Consider the following 20,566-nt stretch of genomic DNA (forward strand, 5'->3'; position numbering starts at 1 on the left):
CCCCGGCTCACAACTTCAAGTCGAGCAGCCCATCGCCCAGATCCTCGTCAGACAATGTCTGCTGGATCAGTGCGCGATGCGCTTGCTCGCTCCAAAGTTCGAACTTGTCGCCCATTCCCATCAGCACGGCCTTCTTCTCGATGCCCACCGCATTGCGGTGACTGGAAGGCAGGCTGATGCGGCCATTGCCATCCAGTTCCAGATGGGCCGCCGAACCGACAAGCTTCTGCTGCAGGGTGCGCACCACGCGCTGCGTGTTGGGCTTGGCCATCACATCGTCCCGCACCCGTTCCCACTCCTGCTCTGAGTACAACCACAGGCAACCGGCTTCGAACGGGTTGTAGGTCAGTACCAGGCGATTGCCGCTCACGCGCGCGACCAGGTCGCGGTAGGCGGTTGGCACCGCCATGCGTCCCTTGTCGTCAACCGTGATGGCAGTCTCGCCTTGAAACACGACGGCTATACCTGTTTGTCCGCTTTTGCCCAGGGGGTCATTGAACCACGAAAAACCACAAAAAACCCGGTTTTCCCTCTGATGCCCACCTTAGCAGCCGACCTTCGCTTGTCAACAACTTTCCGTGCACAAAATCGCCATAAGCATCAATAGCTTGCAGCAATGTTTAGAGACTTGTTCAAGGCTTATCCACAAGTTGCTGTTTCGTCTCAAATTTTGAGATTTCCATGAAATTCAGCACTGTAGAGGCCATGTGAAATCACGCCGGTGGCTACCTTGCCATTCAGGCGGGCATGGCTGGCAACTGCGCAAACAGGCACACTCCGTGCATGTGCCTGGTCACCCTTGCCTGGAAATGCCATCCCCGTTGGCGCCTGCTGATGGCCGGCAATCGCGACGAGTTCCACGCCCGCCCGACCGCTGCCCTGCACGCCTGGCCGGACTCCCCGGCAGCGGTGATCGCCGGGCGCGACCTGCGCTCGGGCGGCAGCTGGATGGGAATCAATGGCAACGGGCACGCCGCCGTGGTCACCAATGTCCGTGATCCGACCGCCGCAACCGGCGGCCCCTCGCGGGGCGAGCTGATCGCCGGCTACCTGGAGGGCAATGCCGGTGCCACCGCCTATACCGACGCACTGGCCCTGCGTGCGGCCGAGTTCGCCCCGTTCAACCTGCTGGTCGCCGATGCGGACCACTGCGCCTACCTGGGCAACCGCCCCGCGGCCCATCGGGTACTGCAACCGGGCATCCACGGCATGTCCAACGGCGCGCTGGACGCGCCCTGGCCCAAGACCCGTCGCCTGATGCAGGTACTGGACGGCTGGCTGGAGAGCGGCGAGGAGGCGCTGGACGTGATCTGGCAGGCCCTTGCCGATGAGACGCGGCCGCCGGACGCGGAACTGCCGGCCACCGGCGTACCACTGGAACTGGAGCGGATGCTCTCCAGCGCGTTCATCCGTGGCCGTGACTATGGCACCCGCGCCAGCACGGTGGTCGCGATCGACCATGATGGCCGCGGCTTCATCCATGAGCGCCGGTTCGGGCCGGACGGCGTGCACCTGGGCGAGCAGCGCGTGGATGTGTCACCGGGCCGGGAGTGAGGCTGCGGGGTTTGCCGGGGGTTTGCCAGAAGCCGCCCTCACCCCAACCCTCTCCCGTGGACGGGAGAGGGGCTCGGTGGATCACGCATTCCTGGAACTGAAGCCTGGCATGCACGCTTTTCGGTGCCCTGCCGCGATGCGAAGCGAGCCAAGCCATCCCACAGCAGCAGGAAGCCCCCTTTAGTAAAGGGGGCGCGCCGACAGGCGCGGGGAATTGGGTAGGCAGAGGCCCGGGGCCCGAGGTTCCGCGCCGCGGAACCTTGGGGCTTTGCTCGCCAGGCAGGCGAGGAAAGCGGCGGAGCCGGCCGATAAGCCGGGTTCTGTCGTGGACAGTCATTCTTCTAGGCGCCACGTCACCGTGACGCTCAAGCAACCTACCCGGACCCGACGCGGGCCACGTCATGAGGTCCCTATTTGGTCTTGCTCCAGGTGGGGTTTGCCGTGCCGGTCTGTTGCCAGACTCGCGGTGCGCTCTTACCGCACCATTTCACCCTTACCGGCCCCCCGAAGGAGACGTAGGCGGTATCTTTCTGTTGCACTAGTCCGTCGGCTCGCGCCGCCCAGGCGTTACCTGGCACCTTGCCCTGTGGAGCCCGGACTTTCCTCGGCATTCCCGAAGGAATGACGCGACTGTCTGGCCGACTCCGCCGCGCGCATTGTCGCACGTCCAGCAGGGTTTCTGCCCGACGCTTCGTTCATCCGGCCACGGGCGGCACATAGCGCATGCGCTGCACGCCAGTGGTGGTGAACGACAGCAGCCAGCCTTCGCGCAGGATGTCGACCTGCTGGAAGTCGGCATGCGCGTCACTGGCCATCAACTGCGCCGACAACGCATCCAGCGCCGCCCCCCCCCAGTCCCGCAGTGCTTCCTCGGCGACGTCCTCGATGAACGCCACCGGCGGCAGCGGCCAGTTGTCGTACAGCAGCAGGACGTTGCACGGCTGTACCGCGAACGCCGGCTTGTGCAGCACCTCGCGTTTCTTCTGCACCGCCCAGCGCATCACCTCCACCCACAGCCGCTCCGGCTCATCGCCGATCCAGGGACTGCCTTCGTAGGTATCGGCCAGCAGTTGCCGCATCAACGGGCTGTCCCACTCCGCCCGTCCATCCCCCTGACGGTGATGCGCCGCCGGGCGGACCCAGCCGGAGTTGATACCGCTCAGCTTGGCCTGCAGCTGCTTGAAGCTCTCCGGCACCACCTCCATGCATTCCACGCCCACCCGCCCGGTTCCGGTATCGACCAGGAAATCCGGGCTTTCGCGCTTGTGCACCTGCACCGGGTACGCCAAGTGCGGGGACCAGGCAGTCAGCCAGCGGGTCATCATCCAGCGTTCGCGCTGCTCCTTGGCCTGGCTGCCCGTGGCCACGGCCAATGGATGCTCGCGCAGGTCCAGTTGCCCGCGCAGGCTGGCGGCGTCGGCCGCCGCCCACCACGCCTCAGTCGTTGCCGCCCTGTCCATACAAGGCCTTGCGCGGCGCACCGCTCAGTTCGGCCGCCAGCTTGGCGGCGGTGGAGGGAGGCAGGTGCTCGTTGAGCCTGGCATACAGGCGGCGACCTTCGGCAACCTTGGCCGCCTCATCGTCGCCGGCGCCCTGCACCATCACCACGAACTCGCCCTTGCGCTGGTTCTCGTCGGCCTGCACGGTGGCCAGCAGCTGCGCCAGCGAGCCATCCAGCACGGTCTCGAACAGCTTGGTCAGCTCACGCGCGACCACCGCCGGCCGCTCCGCACCAAATGCCATCGCCATGTCGGCCAGCGATTCGGCGATGCGGTGCGAGGACTCGTAGAACACCAGCGTGCCGGTCTCGCTGGCCAACCGCTGCAGGCGGTCGCGGCGCGCGGCCGCCTTGGCCGGCAGGAAGCCTTCGAACACGAAGCGGTCGCTGGGCAGGCCGGCCACGCTCAAGGCGGCAATGGCGGCGCAGGCCCCCGGCACAGGGCTGACCTTGATGCCGGCCGCGCGCGCGGCGCGCACCAGCCGGAAGCCCGGGTCGCTGACCAGCGGGGTACCGGCATCACTGACCACGGCCAGCGATTCGCCGGCCTGCAGGCGCGCGACCACGCGCTGCGCCATCGCTTCCTCGTTGTGATCGTGCAGCGCGACCAACGGCTTGCTGATGCCGAAATGCGACAACAGCTGCCCGGTATGACGGGTGTCCTCGGCGCAGATCGCCGCCACCGAACGCAGCACCTCCTGCGCGCGCGGGCTCAGGTCGGCCAGGTTGCCGATGGGCGTGGCAACGACATACAAGGTGGCAACGGTGGTACTCATCATCGGGATTTCCATGGGCAAGGGTAGAATCCTACCGTTTCCCCCGCCCGGCACCGCCGCGCCCCCGTCGAACGGACCTCAAATGAACAAGCAAGCCGCTCGGATTTCCGCCCTGTCACTGTCGATGCTGCTGTTCGTGGGCTGCGCCACCACCAGCGTGGCGCCGACCACGTCGCCTGCCCAGCAGGCCGCCATCGCCCTGCTCGAGCAGGGCAAGCCGCGCGAAGCGGCGCAGCAACTGGAAGCCCAGGCCGCGCAGGCGCGCGGTGCGGGCAAGTCGATGCTGCTGGCCGACGCCGCCTTTGCCTGGCACGACGCCGGCGACGATGCGCGTGCGCGCATGCTGATCCCGCAGGTGCAGGTGCGCCAGCTCAGCGGTGCCACCCGCCAGCGGTATCACCTGATGCTGGCCGAGCAGGCCCTGGCCGGGCAACAGCCGGCGGTGGCCCTGCAGGCGCTGACCGGCAGCAATGACCCGTTGCCGCCCGCGCTGCAGACGCGCTGGCTGCTGGCCCGCGCGCAGGCGCTGGAGGCCACCGGCGATGCGTTCGCCGCCGCCGCCGAGCGTGCCCGCGCCGGCGTGCTGCTCAGCGGCACCGCGCGCAGCGACAACCAGCGCGCCATCACCCGCCTGCTGGCCGGCATCAACGATGCCACCCTGTCCAGCCGCGCCGCCGCACTGCCGGTCGGCGACCCGCTGTACAACCACGCCGGGCGCGCCCTGCTCGGCCGTGGCCTGCCGCTGCCGCGTCCGTTCGACCGCGATGCCGCGTGGCAGGTCGATACCGGCAAGCGCCCGCCGGCCGACGTCGACGGCTACCGTCCGCCGGTCAAGCTCGCGGTGCTGCTGCCGCTGACCGGCAACCTGGCCACCGCGGCCGCGCCGGTGCGCGATGGCCTGCTGGCCGGCTATTACGGCGAAGGCCGGCGCCGCCCACAGATCGATTTCCTGGACACCCGCGGCACCGCCGCCGGTGCGATCGCCGCCTATGACAAGGCCGTGGCCGCCGGCGCCGACTTCGTGGTCGGCCCGCTGGGCCGGGACGAGGTCGATGCGCTGTTCCACCGCGATCCGCTGCAGGTCCCGCTGCTGGCCCTGAACCGCGGCAAGGATGCACCGCCGCCGGGCAGCGCCGCGTTCTCGCTGGCCCCGGAAGACGACGGCATCATGGCCGCCGAATACCTGCTCGGCCGCGAGCGCGGCAACGTGCTGGTGATCGCCAGCAACGACGACAGCGGCCGCCGTGCCAGCGCCGCGTTCAAGGAGCGTTTCGCCGAACGCGGCGGCAAGCTCGCCGCCAGCATCAATGTCGGCGAAGCCCCCGGCGACATCAGCGCGCAGCTGCGCCAGGCCGCCGGCGTGGACGCGGTGTTCCTGGCGGTGAAGGGCAACCAGGCGCGCGCACTGGCCCCCCAGCTGGCGCTGTCCGGCCTGGCCGGGGTCAGCCGCGTCGGCACCTCGCAGCTGGTCAACAACACCGGCAAGGCCGAGGAAGACACCGCGCTGGACGGCATCATCTATCCGAGCGAGGCATGGACCACGCGCGGCGTGGCCGGCCTGCCGGCCGCCAGCAGCCTGGCCAGCACCCTGCCGACCGCGCGTGGCGGTGCCGCCCGCCTGTTCGCCTTCGGCTTCGATGCCTGGAAGATCACCGCCTACCTGGAAAAGCTGGCCACCAGCACCAACGGCGGACTGAGCGGTGCCACCGGCGCACTGCACCTGGACGGCTTCGGCAACGTGCTGCGCACGCCGGCATGGTCCACCTTCAGCGGCGGCCGCCCGACCCCGATCGGTGATGGCCGCTGACCAGGCCCGGCGTGGCGCGACGGTGGAAGCTGCCGCGCGCACGCACCTGGAACAGGCCGGCCTGCGTTGGCTGGCCAGCAATGTCCGCTATCGGGGCGGCGAACTGGACCTGGTGATGCGCGAGGCCGGCCGCGAAGGCGCGTTGGTGTTCGTCGAGGTCCGCTACCGTCGCTCCAGCGCATTCGGTGGCGGCGCCGCCTCGGTCGATGCCGGCAAGCGCCGCCGCCTGCTGCATGCCGCGCAGCTGTACCTGTCCCAGCACGACGCGCTGGCACGCCTGCCATGCCGATTCGACGTGGTCGAAGCCAGTGGCGAGCCCCCGCGCCTGCACTGGATCCGCGACGCCTTCCGCGCCGACGACTGCTGATGCCCAGTGTCTTCACCCATGCCGCGGTCCCGCTGGCGCTGTGGTGCGCGAGCGAACGCGGGCGCATTTCCGCCCGCCTGCTCGGTGCCGGCGTGGCGGCGGCGATGCTGCCCGATGCCGATGTGCTCGCCTTCGCCCTGCACATTCCCTATGCCGATGCCTTCGGTCATCGCGGCGCGAGCCATTCGCTGCTGTTCGCCGCCGTGCTGGGCCTGGTGGCATGCGCGTTGTCGCCGTGGCTACGCGCCAGCCGGGTGCAGGCGGCTGCGTTCGTGTCCGCCTGCGCGCTGTCGCATCCGCTGCTGGACGCCTTCACCTCGGGCGGGCTGGGCGTGGCGTTGTGGTGGCCGTGGAGCGAGCAGCGCCTGTTCGCGCCGTGGCGCCCCATCCGCGTTTCGCCCTTCGCCAATAATTTCTTCAGCGCCCGCGGGCTGCAGACCGTGCTGTCGGAACTGCGCTGGGTATGGCTGCCGCTGTTCTCCTGCGTGCTGGGCTGGAAGCTGGTCCAGCACCGCGCCCCCACCGATCAGACATCCCCATGACGCCGTTGCCGCCCGCCTTCCACGCCACCCTGTCCGAACTGCTCGGCGATGACTGGCGCACCGATGCCACCGCGCTGGAAGCGCACGCGCAGGACAACTCCTGGCGGCACGCCCTGCCGCAGGGCGTGGCCCTGCCGCGCAACCGTGAACAGGTGCAGGCCATCGTGCGTGCCTGCCACGACCATGGCGTGCCGCTGGTCGGCCGTGGCGCCGGCACCGGCACCACCGGTGCCGCGGTGCCCACCGCCGGTGGCATGGTGCTGTCCTTCGTGCACATGAACCGCATCCTCGACATTCGCGCGGGCGACCGCTGCGCGGTGGTCGAACCCGGCGTGCTCAACGGCGACCTGCAGCAGGCACTGATGCCGCATGGGCTGTTCTGGCCACCGGACCCGTCCAGTGCCGAGATCTGCAGCATCGGCGGCAACCTGGCCTGCAATGCCGGCGGCCCACGCGCGGTGAAGTACGGCACCAGCCGCGACAACGTGCTCGGGCTGGTCGCGGTGACCGGCACCGGCGCGCTGATCCGCTGCGGCGGCCCGTATACCAAGGACGCCACCGGCTACGACCTGACCCACCTGATCGTCGGCAGCGAAGGCACGCTGGCACTGATCGTGGAAGCCACCCTCAAGCTGGCGCCGCGACCGCGCGCGCAGGCCGGCCTGCGCGTGCTGTACCGCGACGCCGGGTCGGCCGCGGCGGCGGTGTCGCGGGTGATGGCGCAGCCGGTGACACCGACCATGCTGGAGTTCATGGATGCCCGCAGCCTCGAACTGCTGCGCCGCAATGGTGCGCAGGTGCCCGATGCCGGCGCGATGCTGCTGATCGAGGCCGACGGCGACGACGACACCCTGCCCTACCTGCTCAATGCACTGGCCCAGGCCGCCGAAGGCGATGGCATGCTGGAACTGGACGTGGCCACCGACGGCAGCGCCCGCGACCGGCTGTGGGCGGCGCGGCGCGCGCTCTCCCCCGCGTTGAAGAGCATCGCGCCGGGCAAGATCAACGAGGACGTGGTGGTGCCGGTGTCGCGCATCCCGGAACTGGTGGAGGGCGTGCAGCAGCTGTCGCGGGAAGCGGCGTTGCCGATCGTCACCTTCGGCCATGCCGGCAACGGCAACCTGCACGTCAACATCCTTTACCACCCGGACGACGCCGGCGAGAGCGCCCGCGCCCATGCCGCGCTGCCCAAGGTGTTCGCGCTGACGCTGGCGCTGGGCGGCACGCTGTCCGGCGAGCACGGCATCGGCCTGGCCAAGCGCGACTTCATGGCCCAGGCCTTCAGCGCCAGCACGCTGGCCGCGATGCAGGCGATCAAGCAGGCGCTGGACCCGGCCGGCATCCTCAACCCGGGGAAGGTAATGCCGCCCCTGGTGCCCACTCCCCATGGGCACCAGGGCACGGACTTCCCCTGAGACATTGCCCCCGCACACGCACGGCGACCGGCGCGCCTGCATGCGCCGTCGCGCGTGGCGGGGAATCGTAGGTCGGTGGTGTTACGCCACCGCTTCAGCGTAGCGGCAGGACAGCAGTGCCTTGACCAGGAAATCGACCTGGCTGGCCTCACGCGCATCCACCCACATCACCGGCAGGCGATGGCCTGCCTGGGACAGCGCGTTGCGGAAATCGGTGAAGCGGAACGCCGGTTCGCGGTCTTGGCAGGTGATGCCCACCGCGAAGCAGGCCTCCGGCGCCAATGCACGGAAGTGTTCCAGCAGCGTCAGCGTACTTGGCAGCGCGCGCGGGTTGAGTGCGCTCACAAGTACGATCACGCCAATCGCACCTTCGGCGACGATCGGCCACATGAAATCCAGGTAGGCCTGGCCCGGCACGCCGTAGACATGCAGCAGTTCGCCGTCGCCCAGCTCGATGGAGCTGTAGTCCAGCGCCACGGTGGTATGCGACTTGTCCTCGAACGCCTCCAGTGCCGCCTCGTCACTGATCGGCATTTCGGTGCTGATCGGTTCCATGTCCGAGATCGACCTGATCGCGGTCGTTTTTCCCGCACCCATTTCACCGACAAATACCAGCTTGGTTGCCATAGCCGTCAGACCTGAAGCCCCTTGGAAAAATTGAGCCCGAACCGTTTTGCGATACGCGAGAAGAAGCCGGAGACCTTGTTGCCGGAGCCGCGCGGAGTGGCCACCGGCGCGCTGGAGGTATCCAGCAGGTGCGTGCAGGCAGCGGCCCCCATGATACGGGCAACGTCGTCCAGTGACGTACCCGTGGCCTGGGCCAGCTCATCCGGCCGCCATGGACGGATCATCATCGCCGCCATCGGCAGCAGCCACTGCATCGGCAGCCTGCCGGTCTCCACCTCGGGCCAACCGCGCAGCCGGCAATGGCCCTGCAGGTCCACCGGCAGCAGCGGCTCGCTGTTCAGCACCGCCGCCCGCCAGCAGAAATCCTCGAACGGGTGCTGCCCGACCGCATCGGACATGCACTGCTCCAGCGTCGTGTCGCCGTCGAGCAGCGACAGCGTCCAACCGGCTTCGGCCGCCGCCCGCAGGCAGTTCTCGTAGGGGATGTCGCGCAGCAGGATGACCTGGGTCTGGTCGGCATCGACCACCACCTTCACCAGGCCCATGTGCAGCAGGCAGGGTTTGCCCCTGGCCTCTTCCAGGCTGCGGAACAGGGTACGCGGGCGGAACCGCTCGCCACTGCTGTCCGCGGCCAGCAGGAGCTGGCGCAGTTGCTGGAAGATCTCGCGGACGCTGGCGCCATAGGCCACGCCCGGCACGCTCAGGCTGGACAGGACGTTGCGGGTGACCGCCAGTACCGGCAGCCCCTTCCGGTCGGCCTCGCGCAGCAGCTCCTGGCCGCGGCTGTCGTCGGCACTGGCCACCAGCAGGTCCACCTTCTGCTGGTTCCATTCCTGCACGTCGGCCTGGATGTACTCGGCCATCAACAGCGAACTGGCGACCTTCAGCCGCATGACGTGCAGGACATCCAGTCCCTGGCAACCAATCACGGCGGCGGAGATCTTGCGGGCGGGTGCACTCATCGTATCGATCAGGCCTGGGCGTCGAAGCGCATCAACTGCACCACCGCCCCGTCACGGGGCAGCGGTGCATCGGTCGATCACTTGAAGTCGAGCGTCTGCTCGAAGGACTTCAGCTCGTGGCGAGCCAGGGCCAGGTTGGCGCGCGAGCGGTCCAGCACCACGTACAGGAACAGGTCCTGGTTGCTTTCCAGCGGGCGGATCAGGTGGTACTGCTTGGTCAGGGTGATCAGGATGTCCTCGATCGCCTCGGTGATGCCCAGCGACGCGGCGACGCGGCGCTTGGCGCGCACCACTTCGGTGTTGCCTGCCGCAGCGACTTCCAGGTTGAGCGGACCGCCGCCGAGCATGCCCAGGGCCATGCCGCTGTCGCTGTCGACCAGGGCAGCGCCGACGAAACCGGCGATTTCATTCAACTTGTCGAGCTTTACGTTTCCAGCCATGTTCATCTCCAAGGTTCAGTGATCTTGATGACGTGCCGCCCAGTCCTTCCCCGGAAAGGCAACACGGTTGGTCGAGGCGAAGCCCGTCGACCCGGGCCGGTCCTCCGGCACGCCGGAAGACCTGTAGCACAGATGCGTTACAGCCAATGGGGTTACAGCAGGGCCTTGATGCGGGCCGCGGCATCGCGGGCCGCGTAGAGCAGGATCGCCAGCGAGGTATCGGAATGGCCCAATGCCGCCAGCGTGTACGGACGGTCGGCATCGACGCGGACCAACACCATGCTGCCCTGCGCGGTGGACATGGTCACGTAGTCGGCCGTTGCCAGCCCGAGCTCACGCGACAGGGTCTCACCCAGGGTCAGGAAGGAGTTGCTCATCGCCGACAGACGTCGCGGGTCGAGCTTGTTGCGGGAACGGTGCGCGATGGCACGGCCATCGGCCGTGGACACCAACAACATGGAAATGCCAGCGCTGCCTTCCATCACGCTGTCCAGTGCCGCTTCCAGCGCAGGGCCGTCCACGGTCACCGATGGCGAACCTACATCGCTCATCTTCGCCCTGACCTTTTCAAGCGTTGCCATTTCCATTCACGATCCCCTGTTAATCGCGTCGCACCCAGCAGGAACGAAAAACGCGACATCGATCACGTTGTTGATGGTATGTATGAATACGTGGACACGATGTGAACGGCATTTCTCATCGTTCAAAACGGGCTTTTCCTATTGCCCCCCAATCGAAAAGTGATTGAACCCCGACCGCTCCCTGGAGACTGCCTTGCCCTCCCCGTCGAGCAGCCGGACCCCGCTTCCGGTTCGAATATAGCCAATACGGGTAGCCCGAACTGCTACCGATGCCATGCTTTGAGCGACCTGCGCGCGCGCGGACGCCGGCGCGGTGAAGCACAGCTCGTAGTCGTCACCGGCGCCTGCACGCAGGCCTTCGAATGCCGCGCCGAGCTGCAGCTCGCTGGCGTGCTGCGATGCCGGCAGGCTGCTTTCCATCACCTCCGCAGCAACCCCACTGCGCGCGCAGACATGCCCGAGGTCGGCCAGCAGGCCGTCGGAGACATCGATCGCCGCACTGGCCAGCCCGCGCAGCGCCAGGCCGGCCTCCAGCCGTGGCGTCGGCCTGGCCAGGCGCAACCGCAGCTGCTCCCGTGCCGGCTCGGCCACGGGGCCGGCCACCGCCAGCTGCCTCTGCTGCCACAGCGCCAGCGCCAGGCCCGCCTCACCCGGCACGCCGGTCACCCAGACATCGTCGCCCGGCCGCGCGCCGTCGCGGCGCAGCGCCTGGCCGACGGGCACCTGGCCCATCGCGGTGATCGAGATCGCCAGCGGGCCGCGGGTGGTGTCCCCCCCGACCAACGCCATCCCGTGCCGGTCGGCCAGCGCGAAGAAGCCTTCGGCGAAGCCCTCCACCCAGCTGGCCGATGATTCGGGCAGCGACAGCGACAAGGTGCACCACGCCGGCTGCGCGCCCATCGCGGCCAGGTCGGACAGGTTCACCGCCAGTGCCTTCCAGCCGATGTCCTGCGCCGGGGTCTCGTGCGGGAAGTGCACCCCGGCATTGAGCGTATCGGCGGTGACCACCAGCTGCTGCCCGGGCGCAGGCAGCAGCAGCGCGGCATCGTCACCAATGCCCAGCGCGATGTCGGCGCGTGCGCCGGTGCGGCTACGGATGCGATCGATCAGGCCGAACTCGTCAAGACTCATGGGTTGCACTCTGGATACGAAAACGCCGGTGCCGATGATGCCGGCCCCGGCGTGTTCATGGGTCACGGGCGGCGGCGAGGCCGCCGTCGGCTTACTGGCCGGACTCGGTCTTGCGCCACTCCACCGCAGCGCGGTCGAGCACGCCGTTGACGTAGGTGTGGCCGTGTTCGGAACCGAAACGCTTGGCGGTCTCGATGGCCTCGTTGATCACCACGCGGTACGGCACGTCCAGGCGGTAACGCAGCTCGTAGGCGGCCACGCGCAGCACCGCGCGCTCGATCGCATCGACTTCTTCCACGCCACGGTCGACGAACGGGGCCAGCGCCTCGTCCAGGTCGCGACGGTGGTCGAGCACGCCGCGCAGCAGGCTCTCGAAGTAGGCCAGGTCGGCGATTTCATGCGCCTGCTCGTGCGCGAACTGGGCCAGCAGCGACTCGGCGTTGCCGCCGGAGATCTGCCAGGCGTAGATCGCCTGCAGGGCACGACGACGGGCGCGCGAGCGCAGCACCGGGTCGATGCCGTCGCGGCGGACGGGCTTTCCGGCAGGCTTGCCGTTGTTCTTGCTGCTCATGGCAACTGCTCCAGAAGATTGACCATTTCCAATGCCGCCAACGCGGCTTCCTCACCCTTGTTGCCGTGGCTGCCGCCTGCGCGGGCCTCGGCATCCTCGACCCGCTCCACCGCCAGCACGCCATTGAGCACCGGCACGCCGAAGTCCAGCTGGGCGCGCATCAGGCCCTCGGCGCAGCGGTCGGCCACATGCTCGTAGTGGCGGGTATCGCCACGGATCACGCAGCCCAGGGTGATGATGGCGGCGTGCCGGCCAGCGGCGGCCAGGCGGGCGGCGACCAGCGGGATTTCCCACGCACCCGGCACACGCACCACGTCGATGGCGTCCTCGCCGATGCCGTTGCCGGCCAGGCTCTGGCGGGCGCCAGCGACCAGCACGTCGGTGATGCGGGCATTCCAGCGGCTGGCGATGATGGCAAAGCGGGCCGAACCGGCCGGGCGGAGGTCGCCTTCGTAGTGGCTCATGGGGTGTGGGGATCCTGAGGGTGGGTAAGTTTAACGTGCGCGGGCGGTGCGGGGCGGGCTTGGCGGTGCTTGGGCTGCGGGACAAGGCGGATAACACCTCTCCCCAGCCCTCCCCTACGCCTTCGGCGCAAGGGAGGGGGTAGTCCTAGCGAGCTGCCAGAGTTCAGCAATGCCGGCTTCAGCCCCCTCCCGCTGGCGCAAGCCAAGGGAAGGGTCGGGGACGGGTTGCCCTGTCCGCTGGACACCCTCTCGCTCCCGCCGGCTTCAGGCCTGAACGGTCTCGACGATCTCCAGCCCATAGCCGGCCAGGCCGATCTGCCGGCGCGGGGTGCCCAGCACGCGCAGCTTGCCCAGGCCCAGGTCGGACAGGATCTGGGCACCGGCCCCGTTGCGGCGCCACTGGCCCACGTCCTTGTCCTTGCCTGGTACCACCGGCGCCGGCTGCTGGCGCAGGCGGGCCAGCAGGCTGCCGCTGTCACGTGGCGCCGACAGCACCACCATCACGCCGGCACCGGCCGCATCGATGGCGCGCAGCGCATCGGTGGCGGCCACGCCGAAGTCGTCGCGGCGCCAGTGCAGCAGGTCGGCCAGCGGGTTTTCCACCTGCACGCGCACCAGCGTCGGGGTGTCCTTGTCCGGGGTGCCGCGGACCAGCGCGAAGTGCAGGTCGTTGGCGATGCGGTCACGGTAGGTGACCAGCTTGAAAGCACCGAACTCGGTGTCGATGTCGCGCTCGTCCACGCGCTCGACGGTGTGCTCGGTGGCCAGGCGGTAGGCGATCAGGTCGGCGATGGAACCCATTTTCAGGCCGTGCTCGCGGGCGAACACCTCCAGCTCCGGGCGACGCGCCATGCTGCCGTCGGGGTTGAGGATCTCCACCAGCACGCCGGCCGGCTCCAGCCCGGCCAGCATGGCCAGGTCCACGCCGGCCTCGGTGTGGCCGGCGCGGGTCAGCACGCCACCGGGCTGGGCGATCAGCGGGAAGATGTGGCCCGGCTGGTGCAGGTCCGACGGCTTGGCATTGGGCTTGACCGCGGTACGGATGGTGTGGGCGCGGTCGTGCGCGGAGATGCCGGTGGTGACGCCCTCGGCGGCCTCGATGCTGACCGTGAAGTTGGTCTGGAACTGCGCGGTATTGGCCTGCACCATCGGCGCCAGGCCGAGGTCGGCCGCGCGCGTGCGGGTCAACGGCAGGCACACCAGGCCGCGGCCATGGGTGACCATGAAGTTGATGTCCGATGGCTTGACCAGCTCGGCGGCCATGATCAGGTCGCCTTCGTTCTCGCGGTCCTCGTCATCGACGATGACCACCATGCGGCCAGCGCGGATCTCTTCCAGCAGTTCGGGAACGGGTGCGAAGTTCATCGTGCGGCTCCTTGGCCCAGCAGGCGCTCGACGTAACGGGCGACCAGATCGATTTCCAGGTTCACCGCGCTGCCCACGTCGGTGGCCGAGAACGCAGTGTTGGCGACGGTATGCGGGATCAGCGCGACCTCGAAGCCTTCGTCGTCGGCCTCGTTGACGGTGAGGCTGACGCCGTCCACGCAGATCGAGCCCTTCCTGGCGATGTACTTGAGCAGCGGCTCGGGCGCGGCGAAGCGCCAGCGCAACGCGCGCGCATCCTCATGGATGGACAACACCTTGCCCAGCCCATCGACGTGGCCGCTGACCAGGTGCCCGCCGAGGCGGTCGGTCGGGCGCATCGCACGCTCGAGGTTGATCACCGCGCCGTCGGCCAACATGCCAAGCGTGGTCAGGGACAGGGTCTCGGTGGACGCATCGGCCTGGAAGCTGTGCGCGTCGAATGCGATGACGGTCAGGCAGACGCCGTTGACGGCGATGCTCTCGCCCATCTGCACGTGGTCGAACGGCAGGTTGCCGACGTTGAAGGTGAAGCGGACGTCGCCGCCGATGGGTTCGCGTGCGGCCAGCGTGCCGACGCCTTCGATGATTCCAGTAAACACTAACGTTCTCCGCGAAAAGTGAGCGAAAAACGCCGCAAGGCAAACAGGCGCACGGACCCTGCGAGGGGCCCGGGACACCGTCTTCTTTCATCCGGACTATGACCGTCGGCTCCGGCATCTGACCGGATCTGCTGACCTCCTGCCCGCCATCTGCACATGTTTGTGCCGGCCGACCGGAGCGCTCGCGGGCTCGTCCGGCTACCCCGGAAAGGGCGCCAAACCTACCGCCGGTGGGGAGTTACACCCCGCCCTGAAGACGTTTGTACGTGCCGGCGAACCGGCCCGCGCATTGTATCAGCCCCGTCTGAACGGATGGATTCTCGTCAAAATTTCGTTAAACTCCCGCCGCCGCGACATGAGGTTGCGGTGCTGGCCTGCAACGGGCCGGGCGATACACACTGGATTTGAAGAGGATTTTCATGCGCAAGACCCTGATTCTGGCCGCCCTGCTGGCCGCCACCCCGTTCGCCGCCGCCGCCGACGAACTGAGCTACACCTTCGTCGAAGCCGGCTGGACCCAGGTCCGCCTCAACGACAACGACCTGGACGATCCCAAGACCAACGGTGCCTACCTGCGCGGTTCGTACAACATCGCCAAGAACGTCAATGTGTTCGGTGGCTACTCCGCTGTTTCCGAAAGCTACAAGCAGGACGGCTACCGCCTGAAGGTTGAGCTGGCCCAGCCGGAACTGGGTATTGGCTACCACATGAACCTGAGCGATCGCGTGGACTTCACCGCCGACGCGGCCTGGGTTCGTGTCGCATTGGAAGCCAAGCTCAGCGGCAATGGCTACCACGAGCGCGCCAAGGACACGGTCAACGCTGGCCGCATCACCGCCGGCATCCGCGCCAAGCCCTCGCCGCGCACCGAAGCCTGGCTCAAGGGTGGCGTGATCGATGGCAGCCGCATGGACACCGAGTTCGTCGGCACCCTGGGCGGCCAGGTCAAGTTCAACCAGACCTGGGGCCTGGTCGGCGAGATCCAGCTGTTCGACGACGTCAGCCAGTACTCGGTTGGCGTTCGCGCCAGCTTCTGATCCCCTCCGGGATCGGCATGCAACGGGGGCCGCAAGGCCCCCGTTGTTGTTTCAGGCGCACAGGAGCGGCCCCGGCCGCGAAGCACGTGGGGTTCCCGTGCGCGGAAGAAAAAGCGATCTGGCAGTGCAGGCGGTTGGACTTCCCGGTGCCCGCGCCCTTCCCGGCTTCGTGCCTGGAGGCGCTTCCACCGCTGATGCGCGGCTATGGGCGCAGCAACACGCGCAGGTCCTTGCCGACCCTGCGTGCATCCACCACCTCCAACGGCACCGCCTGCGCCATGTGCTCGATGCCCAGGCCCGCCAGCAGCGGCCGGGCCCCGTCGCCCATCAACAGCGGGGCGATGTAGAGCAGCAGTTCGTCGGCCAGGCCGGCCTTGAGCAACGCGCCGCACAGGGTGGGGCCCGCTTCCACATGGACTTCGTTGATGCCGCGTGCGCCCAGCAGGGCCATCACCGCATGCAGGTCGAAGCGGCCATCCTCGCCCAACGGCGCGGTGGCGAACTCCGCCCCTTCCAGGCAGGGCGCAGCCAGTGCCGCATCGTGCAGGTACAGGGTGGGTGCGTCGCCTTCGCGCACCCGCGCGCGTTCGAGCGTGCGCAGCCGTGCATCGAGCACCACGCGCAGCGGCGGCAGGAACTGGCCGTGTTCCGGGCGCGCGGTCAGCTGCGGGTCGTCGGCCAGCACCGTGGCCGCACCGGTCAGGATGGCGCCGGCGCGGGCCCGCCAGTGCTGTACGTCGGCACGTGCCGCCTCACCGGTGATCCACTTGGACTCACCATTGGCCATGGCGGTGCGCCCGTCCAGGCTGCCGGCCAACTTGACCCGCACGAACGGCCGGCCGCGTTCCACCCGCGACAGGAAGCCACGGTTGAGCGCGCGTGCCGTGTCGGCCATCAGGCCCACCGCCACCTCGATGCCGGCCTGACGCAGCAGCGCGAAGCCCCCGCCATCCACATCCGGGAACGGGTCGCCCATCGCCGCCACCACCCGCGCCACGCCCGCCTCGATCAGCGCCAATGCACACGGTGGCGTGCGGCCGTAATGGGCGCAGGGCTCCAACGTGACATAGGCAGTGGCCCCGCGTGCGCGCTCGCCGGCCGCGCGCAGGGCGAACACCTCGGCATGCGGCCCGCCGGCACGCTGGTGCCAGCCTTCACCCACCACCTCGTCACCGTGCGCGATCACGCAGCCGACCATCGGATTGGGCCGCGTGGTCCAGGCCGCCTGTTCGGCCAGGCGCAGCGCGCGGGCCATCAGCAGGTGATCGGTGGCGGTGAACGGGCTCATGCGGGACTCCAAGGGATGCTGCGTGCGATGACGGCAACCGGCGGGAACGACGATCCGGAGTGCCTGTCATGCAAGTTTACGCGTGCCGCCACCTGCCCCGCCGGCCATGCGTGGGACTCAGTCTTGCCGCGTCCGGATTTCCATCACGGTAATGGCCAACGGCCCCAACTGCAGTTCGGCGTGCACCCGCCAGCCAAGGCCCTGGTACCAGGGCACCATCGGCGCCTCGCAGTACAGGTACAGCGTCGACACTCCCAGGGCAGCGGCCTGGGCGACGCAATGCCGTACCAACGCCGCACCCACGCCCATCCCGCGTGCGCGGGGCTGCACGTACAACGATGCCAACCACGGCGACCACCCGCGGATCTGCTCGTGGTCGTCATGCAGCAGGCTGACCGAGCCCAGCCAGCCCTGCCCGTCCTCGACCAGCCAGCTGCACGGGATGGCATCGCGCTGCTGCGCGCGCAGTTCGGCTTCGGCCTGGGCAACGGTCCAATCGGGCAGCAGGCCGCCGAAGGCCTGCACATGGGCAGCCGCCAGCGCCGGCAGGTGTTCGGGGCGGTCAAGCAGATTGACGATCAACATCCGTACTCACGAAATCAAATGGCAGAACCGGCCAGGCCCACTGCGCAACGGCCAGCGTTCACGGCCGCTGGTAACGCCCGCGCTCACGTTCGTCCCCCGGCCAGACCGGCACCAATGCCTTGTCTTCGACACGCAGGAAGGTCGGCATCGGCGCATCGCCCCCGGCGCTCAGGGCTTCCACATCCAGCCGCATCAACAGTGGCCAGCGCGCGTCCCCGTCCACCGCCATCCAGGTCATCGGCATGCCGCTGCGCGGCCAACGTGCCCCCACCTGCACCGGCATGCCCGGGCGCGGCGCGAACAGGGCCGCGCCGCGTTCGGCCTGTACCGTCTGTTCCTGGCCATCGGGCCAGCGCAAGGCGACTTCGAGGCCATCGGCGCTCATGCCATGGCTGACCTCGAATGCATAGACCAGCAGGCGATCGCCCTGGTCCGGCATCGGGTACTTGTCCATGTCCGCATACGTCGCGCGCGCCTGCTCGTCACCGTCACGCCGCAGCAGCTGGAACGGCACCTGGGCGCCCTGCTCCCTCGCCATTCCCACGCAGTCCCCGTTGCGCCACCAGCGCCCCTGGGCGGCGAAATCCATTGCTCCGTAGGCCAGCATCCACTGGAAGCGCCCGTCCGCGCCGAGTACCAGCTCCGAGCCCACTTCCTGCAGGCCGGAAAGGTAGTAGTGGCCCGCGACCGCGCTCGATTCCGCCGATGGCCGCTGCGATGGCTCCGGGCACACGCCGGCGTGGGGAGGGTCCGCTGCCAGCACCGGCAACGGAACGGCCAACGTCAGCAGCATGCCCAGCCGCCGCCACCTGCTCCGCACCGTCCGGGTCTTCTGGCCTGGCATCACCGTGCCTTCCTGTCATGCCGTGGCAGACACGGCTTCACCGCCTGACCGGCTTTGCCGCCTTGCCGTCCGGCGCATCGGCCACCTCCAGCAACGGCAGCTGGCCCTCGTCGGTCGGGTGGTCACGCTCGAGCTTCTCGATTTCGTCGCGGAAGTCGGCCACGTCCTCGAAACTGCGGTACACCGAGGCAAAGCGCACGTAGCCGACATGGTCGAGCTTGCGCAGTTCATCCATCACGAAACCGCCGACCTTGATCGACGGTACTTCGCGCTCGCCGCACATGCGCAGCTGGTGGACGACCGCACGCACGGCGGCCTCGATGCGCTCCTCCGACACCGGGCGCTTCTGCAGCGCGCGGTCGAAGCCCACCCGCAGCTTGCGCGCGTCGAACGCCTCCCGGCCCCCATCGCTCTTGATGATCACCGGCAGCTTCAGCTCGATGGTTTCCAGCGTGCTGAAGCGCTCGCCACAGGCCTCGCAGCCACGGCGGCGGCGGATGGTGGCGCCATCCTCGGAAACGCGCGAGTCGATGACGCGGGTGTCGGTGTGTTGGCAGAACGGGCAGTGCATCTATCTCGCCTTGAACATCGTGCGCCGACAGCACGGCGCGGGAAATACTACAACGCAGATACAGCAAACCCCGGGATGGAGCAAGGCTGCCCGGCCCGGGGTCTGGCCGCCATCACCGCGGCGGTCCCTTCAACGAACCAGTGCCTGCACAGAGCCGGCACCGGTAAACCGTCAACCGTAAACCGGGTACTGACGGCACTGCAGGGTGACGTTCTCACGCACGCCGGCAATGACGTTCTCATCGCCCGGGTTGTCCAGCACGTCGGCAATCCAGTTGGCCAGCGCCACGCAGTCCGCTTCCTTGTAGCCGCGGGTGGTGATGGCCGGGGTGCCCAGGCGCAGGCCCGAGGTCACGAACGGCGAACGCGGGTCGTTCGGCACCGAGTTCTTGTTGACAGTGATGTGGGCCTTGCCCAGCGCGGCCTCGGCGTCCTTGCCGGACACCTCCTTGCCGATCATGTCCACCAGCATCAGGTGGTTCTGGGTGCCGCCGGAGACGATCTTGTAACCGCGCGAAATCAGCGTGGTGGCCATCGCCTGGGCGTTCTTCACCACCTGCTGCTGGTAGGCCTTGAATTCCGGCTCCAGCGCTTCCTTGAAGGCCACCGCCTTGGCCGCGATGACGTGCATCAGCGGGCCACCCTGGATGCCCGGGAACACGATCGACTGCAGCTTCTTCTCGATTTCCTCGCCCGCGTCCTTGGCGATGATGATGCCGCCACGCGGACCGCGCAGGGTCTTGTGGGTGGTGGAGGTCACCACGTGGGCGTGTTCGATCGGGTTCGGGTAGACGCCGGCGGCAACCAGGCCGGCCACGTGCGCCATGTCCACGAACAGATAGGCACCGACCTTGTCGGCGATGGCGCGGAAGCGCGCCCAGTCCACGACCTGCGAGTAGGCCGAGAAGCCGGCCACGACCATCTTCGGCTTGTGCTCCAGCGCCAGGCGCTCGACTTCGTCGTAATCGATCAGGCCCTGTTCGTTCACGCCGTACTGGATGGCATTGAAGATCTTGCCCGAGGCGTTGACCTTGGCCCCGTGGGTCAGGTGGCCGCCGTGGGCCAGGCTCATGCCCAGGATGGTGTCGCCCGGCTGCAGCAGCGCGAAGTACACGGCCTGGTTGGCCTGCGAGCCGCTGTGCGGCTGCACGTTGGCGTAATCGGCGCCGAACAGCTGCTTGAGGCGGTCGATGGCCAGCTTCTCGGCGATGTCCACGTACTCGCAACCGCCGTAGTAGCGCTTGCCCGGGTAACCCTCGGCGTACTTGTTGGTCAGCTGGCTGCCCTGGGCTTCCATCACCGCCGGGCTGGCGTAGTTCTCGCTGGCGATCAGCTCGACATGGTCTTCCTGGCGCTGGCACTCATCGGCGATGGCCTTGGCCAGTTCAGGGTCGTAGGACGCAATACGGACTTCACGCGAGTACATCGTCAGCTCCGGGAGATGGGCGAGGGAACTATCGATTGTAGCCGTTCCTGCAGGCCTGCCCCGCTCGCGGGGCTGCCTTCCCGGCATTACCCACTCGTCGACAAATAGTGAAACAAG

The 20,566-nt window shown here is 68.3% G+C and carries 23 protein-coding genes, 1 other RNA gene and 1 riboswitch; of the genes, 6 read left to right on the forward strand and 18 right to left on the reverse strand.

Features of this window, described 5'->3' with window-relative positions; translation table 11 throughout:
* Window positions 1-7 precede the first annotated feature (7 nt).
* A complete protein-coding gene (gene mraZ / locus VA603_RS05345) occupies window positions 8-463 on the reverse strand; it encodes a division/cell wall cluster transcriptional repressor MraZ (protein WP_132864993.1) in 456 nt (151 codons plus the stop codon).
* A 320-nt stretch (window positions 464-783) separates the two neighbouring features.
* Here mraZ and VA603_RS05350 point away from each other — a divergent pair, with 320 nt between their 5' ends.
* Window positions 784-1,554, forward strand: coding sequence for an NRDE family protein (locus tag VA603_RS05350; RefSeq protein ID WP_323438174.1), 771 nt, complete (start codon window positions 784-786; stop codon window positions 1,552-1,554).
* Between the two features lie 293 nt (window positions 1,555-1,847).
* Here the strand turns inward: VA603_RS05350 and rnpB are convergent.
* The 3 genes from rnpB to rsmI form a co-directional block, all read right to left on the reverse strand.
* An RNA gene (rnpB, locus tag VA603_RS05355) (RNase P RNA component class A) lies at window positions 1,848-2,200 on the reverse strand.
* A gap of 49 nt (window positions 2,201-2,249) precedes the next feature.
* Window positions 2,250-3,014, reverse strand: coding sequence for a hypothetical protein (locus tag VA603_RS05360; protein WP_323438175.1), 765 nt, complete (start codon window positions 3,012-3,014; stop codon window positions 2,250-2,252).
* The gene (rsmI, locus tag VA603_RS05365) at window positions 2,992-3,828 is read right to left on the reverse strand and encodes a 16S rRNA (cytidine(1402)-2'-O)-methyltransferase (RefSeq protein ID WP_323438176.1); all 837 of its coding nucleotides are present in this window, start codon (window positions 3,826-3,828) and stop codon (window positions 2,992-2,994) included. Before rsmI ends, VA603_RS05360 begins: the two co-directional genes overlap by 23 nt.
* Window positions 3,829-3,910: 82 nt before the next feature.
* On the opposite strand from rsmI, the gene VA603_RS05370 reads away from it, so the two are divergent.
* The 4 genes from VA603_RS05370 to VA603_RS05385 are packed head-to-tail and all read left to right on the forward strand — an operon-like array spanning window position 3,911 to window position 7,959.
* Window positions 3,911-5,635 carry a penicillin-binding protein activator gene (locus VA603_RS05370; RefSeq protein WP_323438177.1) on the forward strand — a complete coding sequence of 575 codons (1,725 nt, stop codon included), beginning with the start codon at window positions 3,911-3,913 and terminating at the stop codon, window positions 5,633-5,635.
* Window positions 5,625-6,002, forward strand: a complete 378-nt coding sequence (locus tag VA603_RS05375; RefSeq protein WP_323438178.1) for a YraN family protein — start codon at window positions 5,625-5,627, stop codon at window positions 6,000-6,002. Before VA603_RS05370 ends, VA603_RS05375 begins: the two co-directional genes overlap by 11 nt.
* Window positions 6,002-6,544, forward strand: coding sequence for a metal-dependent hydrolase (locus tag VA603_RS05380; RefSeq protein WP_323438179.1), 543 nt, complete (start codon window positions 6,002-6,004; stop codon window positions 6,542-6,544). The genes VA603_RS05375 and VA603_RS05380 overlap by 1 nt, the downstream gene beginning before the upstream one ends.
* On the forward strand, window positions 6,541-7,959 hold the full coding sequence (locus VA603_RS05385) for an FAD-binding oxidoreductase (protein ID WP_323438180.1): 1,419 nt from the start codon (window positions 6,541-6,543) through the stop codon (window positions 7,957-7,959). Before VA603_RS05380 ends, VA603_RS05385 begins: the two co-directional genes overlap by 4 nt.
* A gap of 81 nt (window positions 7,960-8,040) precedes the next feature.
* On the opposite strand, the gene VA603_RS05390 is transcribed toward VA603_RS05385, so the two are convergent.
* The 9 genes from VA603_RS05390 to VA603_RS05430 form a co-directional block, all read right to left on the reverse strand.
* Window positions 8,041-8,595, reverse strand: a complete 555-nt coding sequence (locus VA603_RS05390) for a GTP-binding protein (RefSeq protein ID WP_132865001.1) — start codon at window positions 8,593-8,595, stop codon at window positions 8,041-8,043.
* Window positions 8,592-9,548, reverse strand: a complete 957-nt coding sequence (locus VA603_RS05395) for a hypothetical protein (protein WP_323438181.1) — start codon at window positions 9,546-9,548, stop codon at window positions 8,592-8,594. The genes VA603_RS05390 and VA603_RS05395 overlap by 4 nt, the downstream gene beginning before the upstream one ends.
* A gap of 77 nt (window positions 9,549-9,625) precedes the next feature.
* Window positions 9,626-9,988 (reverse strand): roadblock/LC7 domain-containing protein, encoded by a 363-nt coding sequence (locus VA603_RS05400; protein WP_132865003.1) that lies wholly within the window; start codon window positions 9,986-9,988, stop codon window positions 9,626-9,628.
* A gap of 152 nt (window positions 9,989-10,140) precedes the next feature.
* Window positions 10,141-10,539, reverse strand: a complete 399-nt coding sequence (locus VA603_RS05405; RefSeq protein ID WP_132865004.1) for a roadblock/LC7 domain-containing protein — start codon at window positions 10,537-10,539, stop codon at window positions 10,141-10,143.
* A gap of 168 nt (window positions 10,540-10,707) precedes the next feature.
* Window positions 10,708-11,700 (reverse strand): thiamine-phosphate kinase, encoded by a 993-nt coding sequence (thiL, locus tag VA603_RS05410; protein ID WP_323438182.1) that lies wholly within the window; start codon window positions 11,698-11,700, stop codon window positions 10,708-10,710.
* Between the two features lie 91 nt (window positions 11,701-11,791).
* Window positions 11,792-12,271: a transcription antitermination factor NusB gene (gene nusB / locus VA603_RS05415; RefSeq protein WP_132865006.1), complete on the reverse strand. Its 480-nt coding sequence runs from the start codon at window positions 12,269-12,271 to the stop codon at window positions 11,792-11,794.
* Window positions 12,268-12,735, reverse strand: coding sequence for a 6,7-dimethyl-8-ribityllumazine synthase (gene ribH, locus VA603_RS05420; RefSeq protein ID WP_132865007.1), 468 nt, complete (start codon window positions 12,733-12,735; stop codon window positions 12,268-12,270). The genes nusB and ribH overlap by 4 nt, the downstream gene beginning before the upstream one ends.
* A 264-nt stretch (window positions 12,736-12,999) precedes the next feature.
* Window positions 13,000-14,100: a 3,4-dihydroxy-2-butanone-4-phosphate synthase gene (ribB, locus tag VA603_RS05425; RefSeq protein WP_323438183.1), complete on the reverse strand. Its 1,101-nt coding sequence runs from the start codon at window positions 14,098-14,100 to the stop codon at window positions 13,000-13,002.
* A complete protein-coding gene (locus tag VA603_RS05430) occupies window positions 14,097-14,699 on the reverse strand; it encodes a riboflavin synthase (protein ID WP_323438184.1) in 603 nt (200 codons plus the stop codon). The genes ribB and VA603_RS05430 overlap by 4 nt, the downstream gene beginning before the upstream one ends.
* A 75-nt stretch (window positions 14,700-14,774) precedes the next feature.
* Window positions 14,775-14,961, reverse strand: a riboswitch (FMN riboswitch).
* 157 nt (window positions 14,962-15,118) lie between these two features.
* On the opposite strand from VA603_RS05430, the gene VA603_RS05435 reads away from it, so the two are divergent.
* Window positions 15,119-15,736, forward strand: coding sequence for an outer membrane beta-barrel protein (locus VA603_RS05435; protein WP_132865010.1), 618 nt, complete (start codon window positions 15,119-15,121; stop codon window positions 15,734-15,736).
* 202 nt (window positions 15,737-15,938) lie between these two features.
* On the opposite strand, the gene ribD is transcribed toward VA603_RS05435, so the two are convergent.
* The 5 genes from ribD to glyA all read right to left on the reverse strand — a co-directional run bounded on the left by ribD (window position 15,939) and on the right by glyA (window position 20,449).
* Window positions 15,939-17,024: a bifunctional diaminohydroxyphosphoribosylaminopyrimidine deaminase/5-amino-6-(5-phosphoribosylamino)uracil reductase RibD gene (ribD, locus tag VA603_RS05440; RefSeq protein ID WP_313252721.1), complete on the reverse strand. Its 1,086-nt coding sequence runs from the start codon at window positions 17,022-17,024 to the stop codon at window positions 15,939-15,941.
* 117 nt (window positions 17,025-17,141) lie between these two features.
* The gene (locus VA603_RS05445) at window positions 17,142-17,609 is read right to left on the reverse strand and encodes a GNAT family N-acetyltransferase (RefSeq protein ID WP_323438185.1); all 468 of its coding nucleotides are present in this window, start codon (window positions 17,607-17,609) and stop codon (window positions 17,142-17,144) included.
* Window positions 17,610-17,667: 58 nt separating this feature from the next.
* Window positions 17,668-18,402, reverse strand: a complete 735-nt coding sequence (locus tag VA603_RS05450; RefSeq protein WP_323438186.1) for a hypothetical protein — start codon at window positions 18,400-18,402, stop codon at window positions 17,668-17,670.
* A gap of 88 nt (window positions 18,403-18,490) precedes the next feature.
* Complete coding sequence (gene nrdR / locus VA603_RS05455; protein ID WP_132865014.1) at window positions 18,491-19,024, reverse strand: transcriptional regulator NrdR; 534 nt, start codon at window positions 19,022-19,024, stop codon at window positions 18,491-18,493.
* A 171-nt stretch (window positions 19,025-19,195) separates the two neighbouring features.
* The gene (gene glyA / locus VA603_RS05460; protein ID WP_132865015.1) at window positions 19,196-20,449 is read right to left on the reverse strand and encodes a serine hydroxymethyltransferase; all 1,254 of its coding nucleotides are present in this window, start codon (window positions 20,447-20,449) and stop codon (window positions 19,196-19,198) included.
* Window positions 20,450-20,566 lie beyond the last annotated feature (117 nt).

This window comes from Stenotrophomonas capsici (assembly GCF_034961085.1).
In the GTDB taxonomy this organism is placed as follows: Bacteria; Pseudomonadota; Gammaproteobacteria; order Xanthomonadales; family Xanthomonadaceae; genus Stenotrophomonas; species Stenotrophomonas capsici.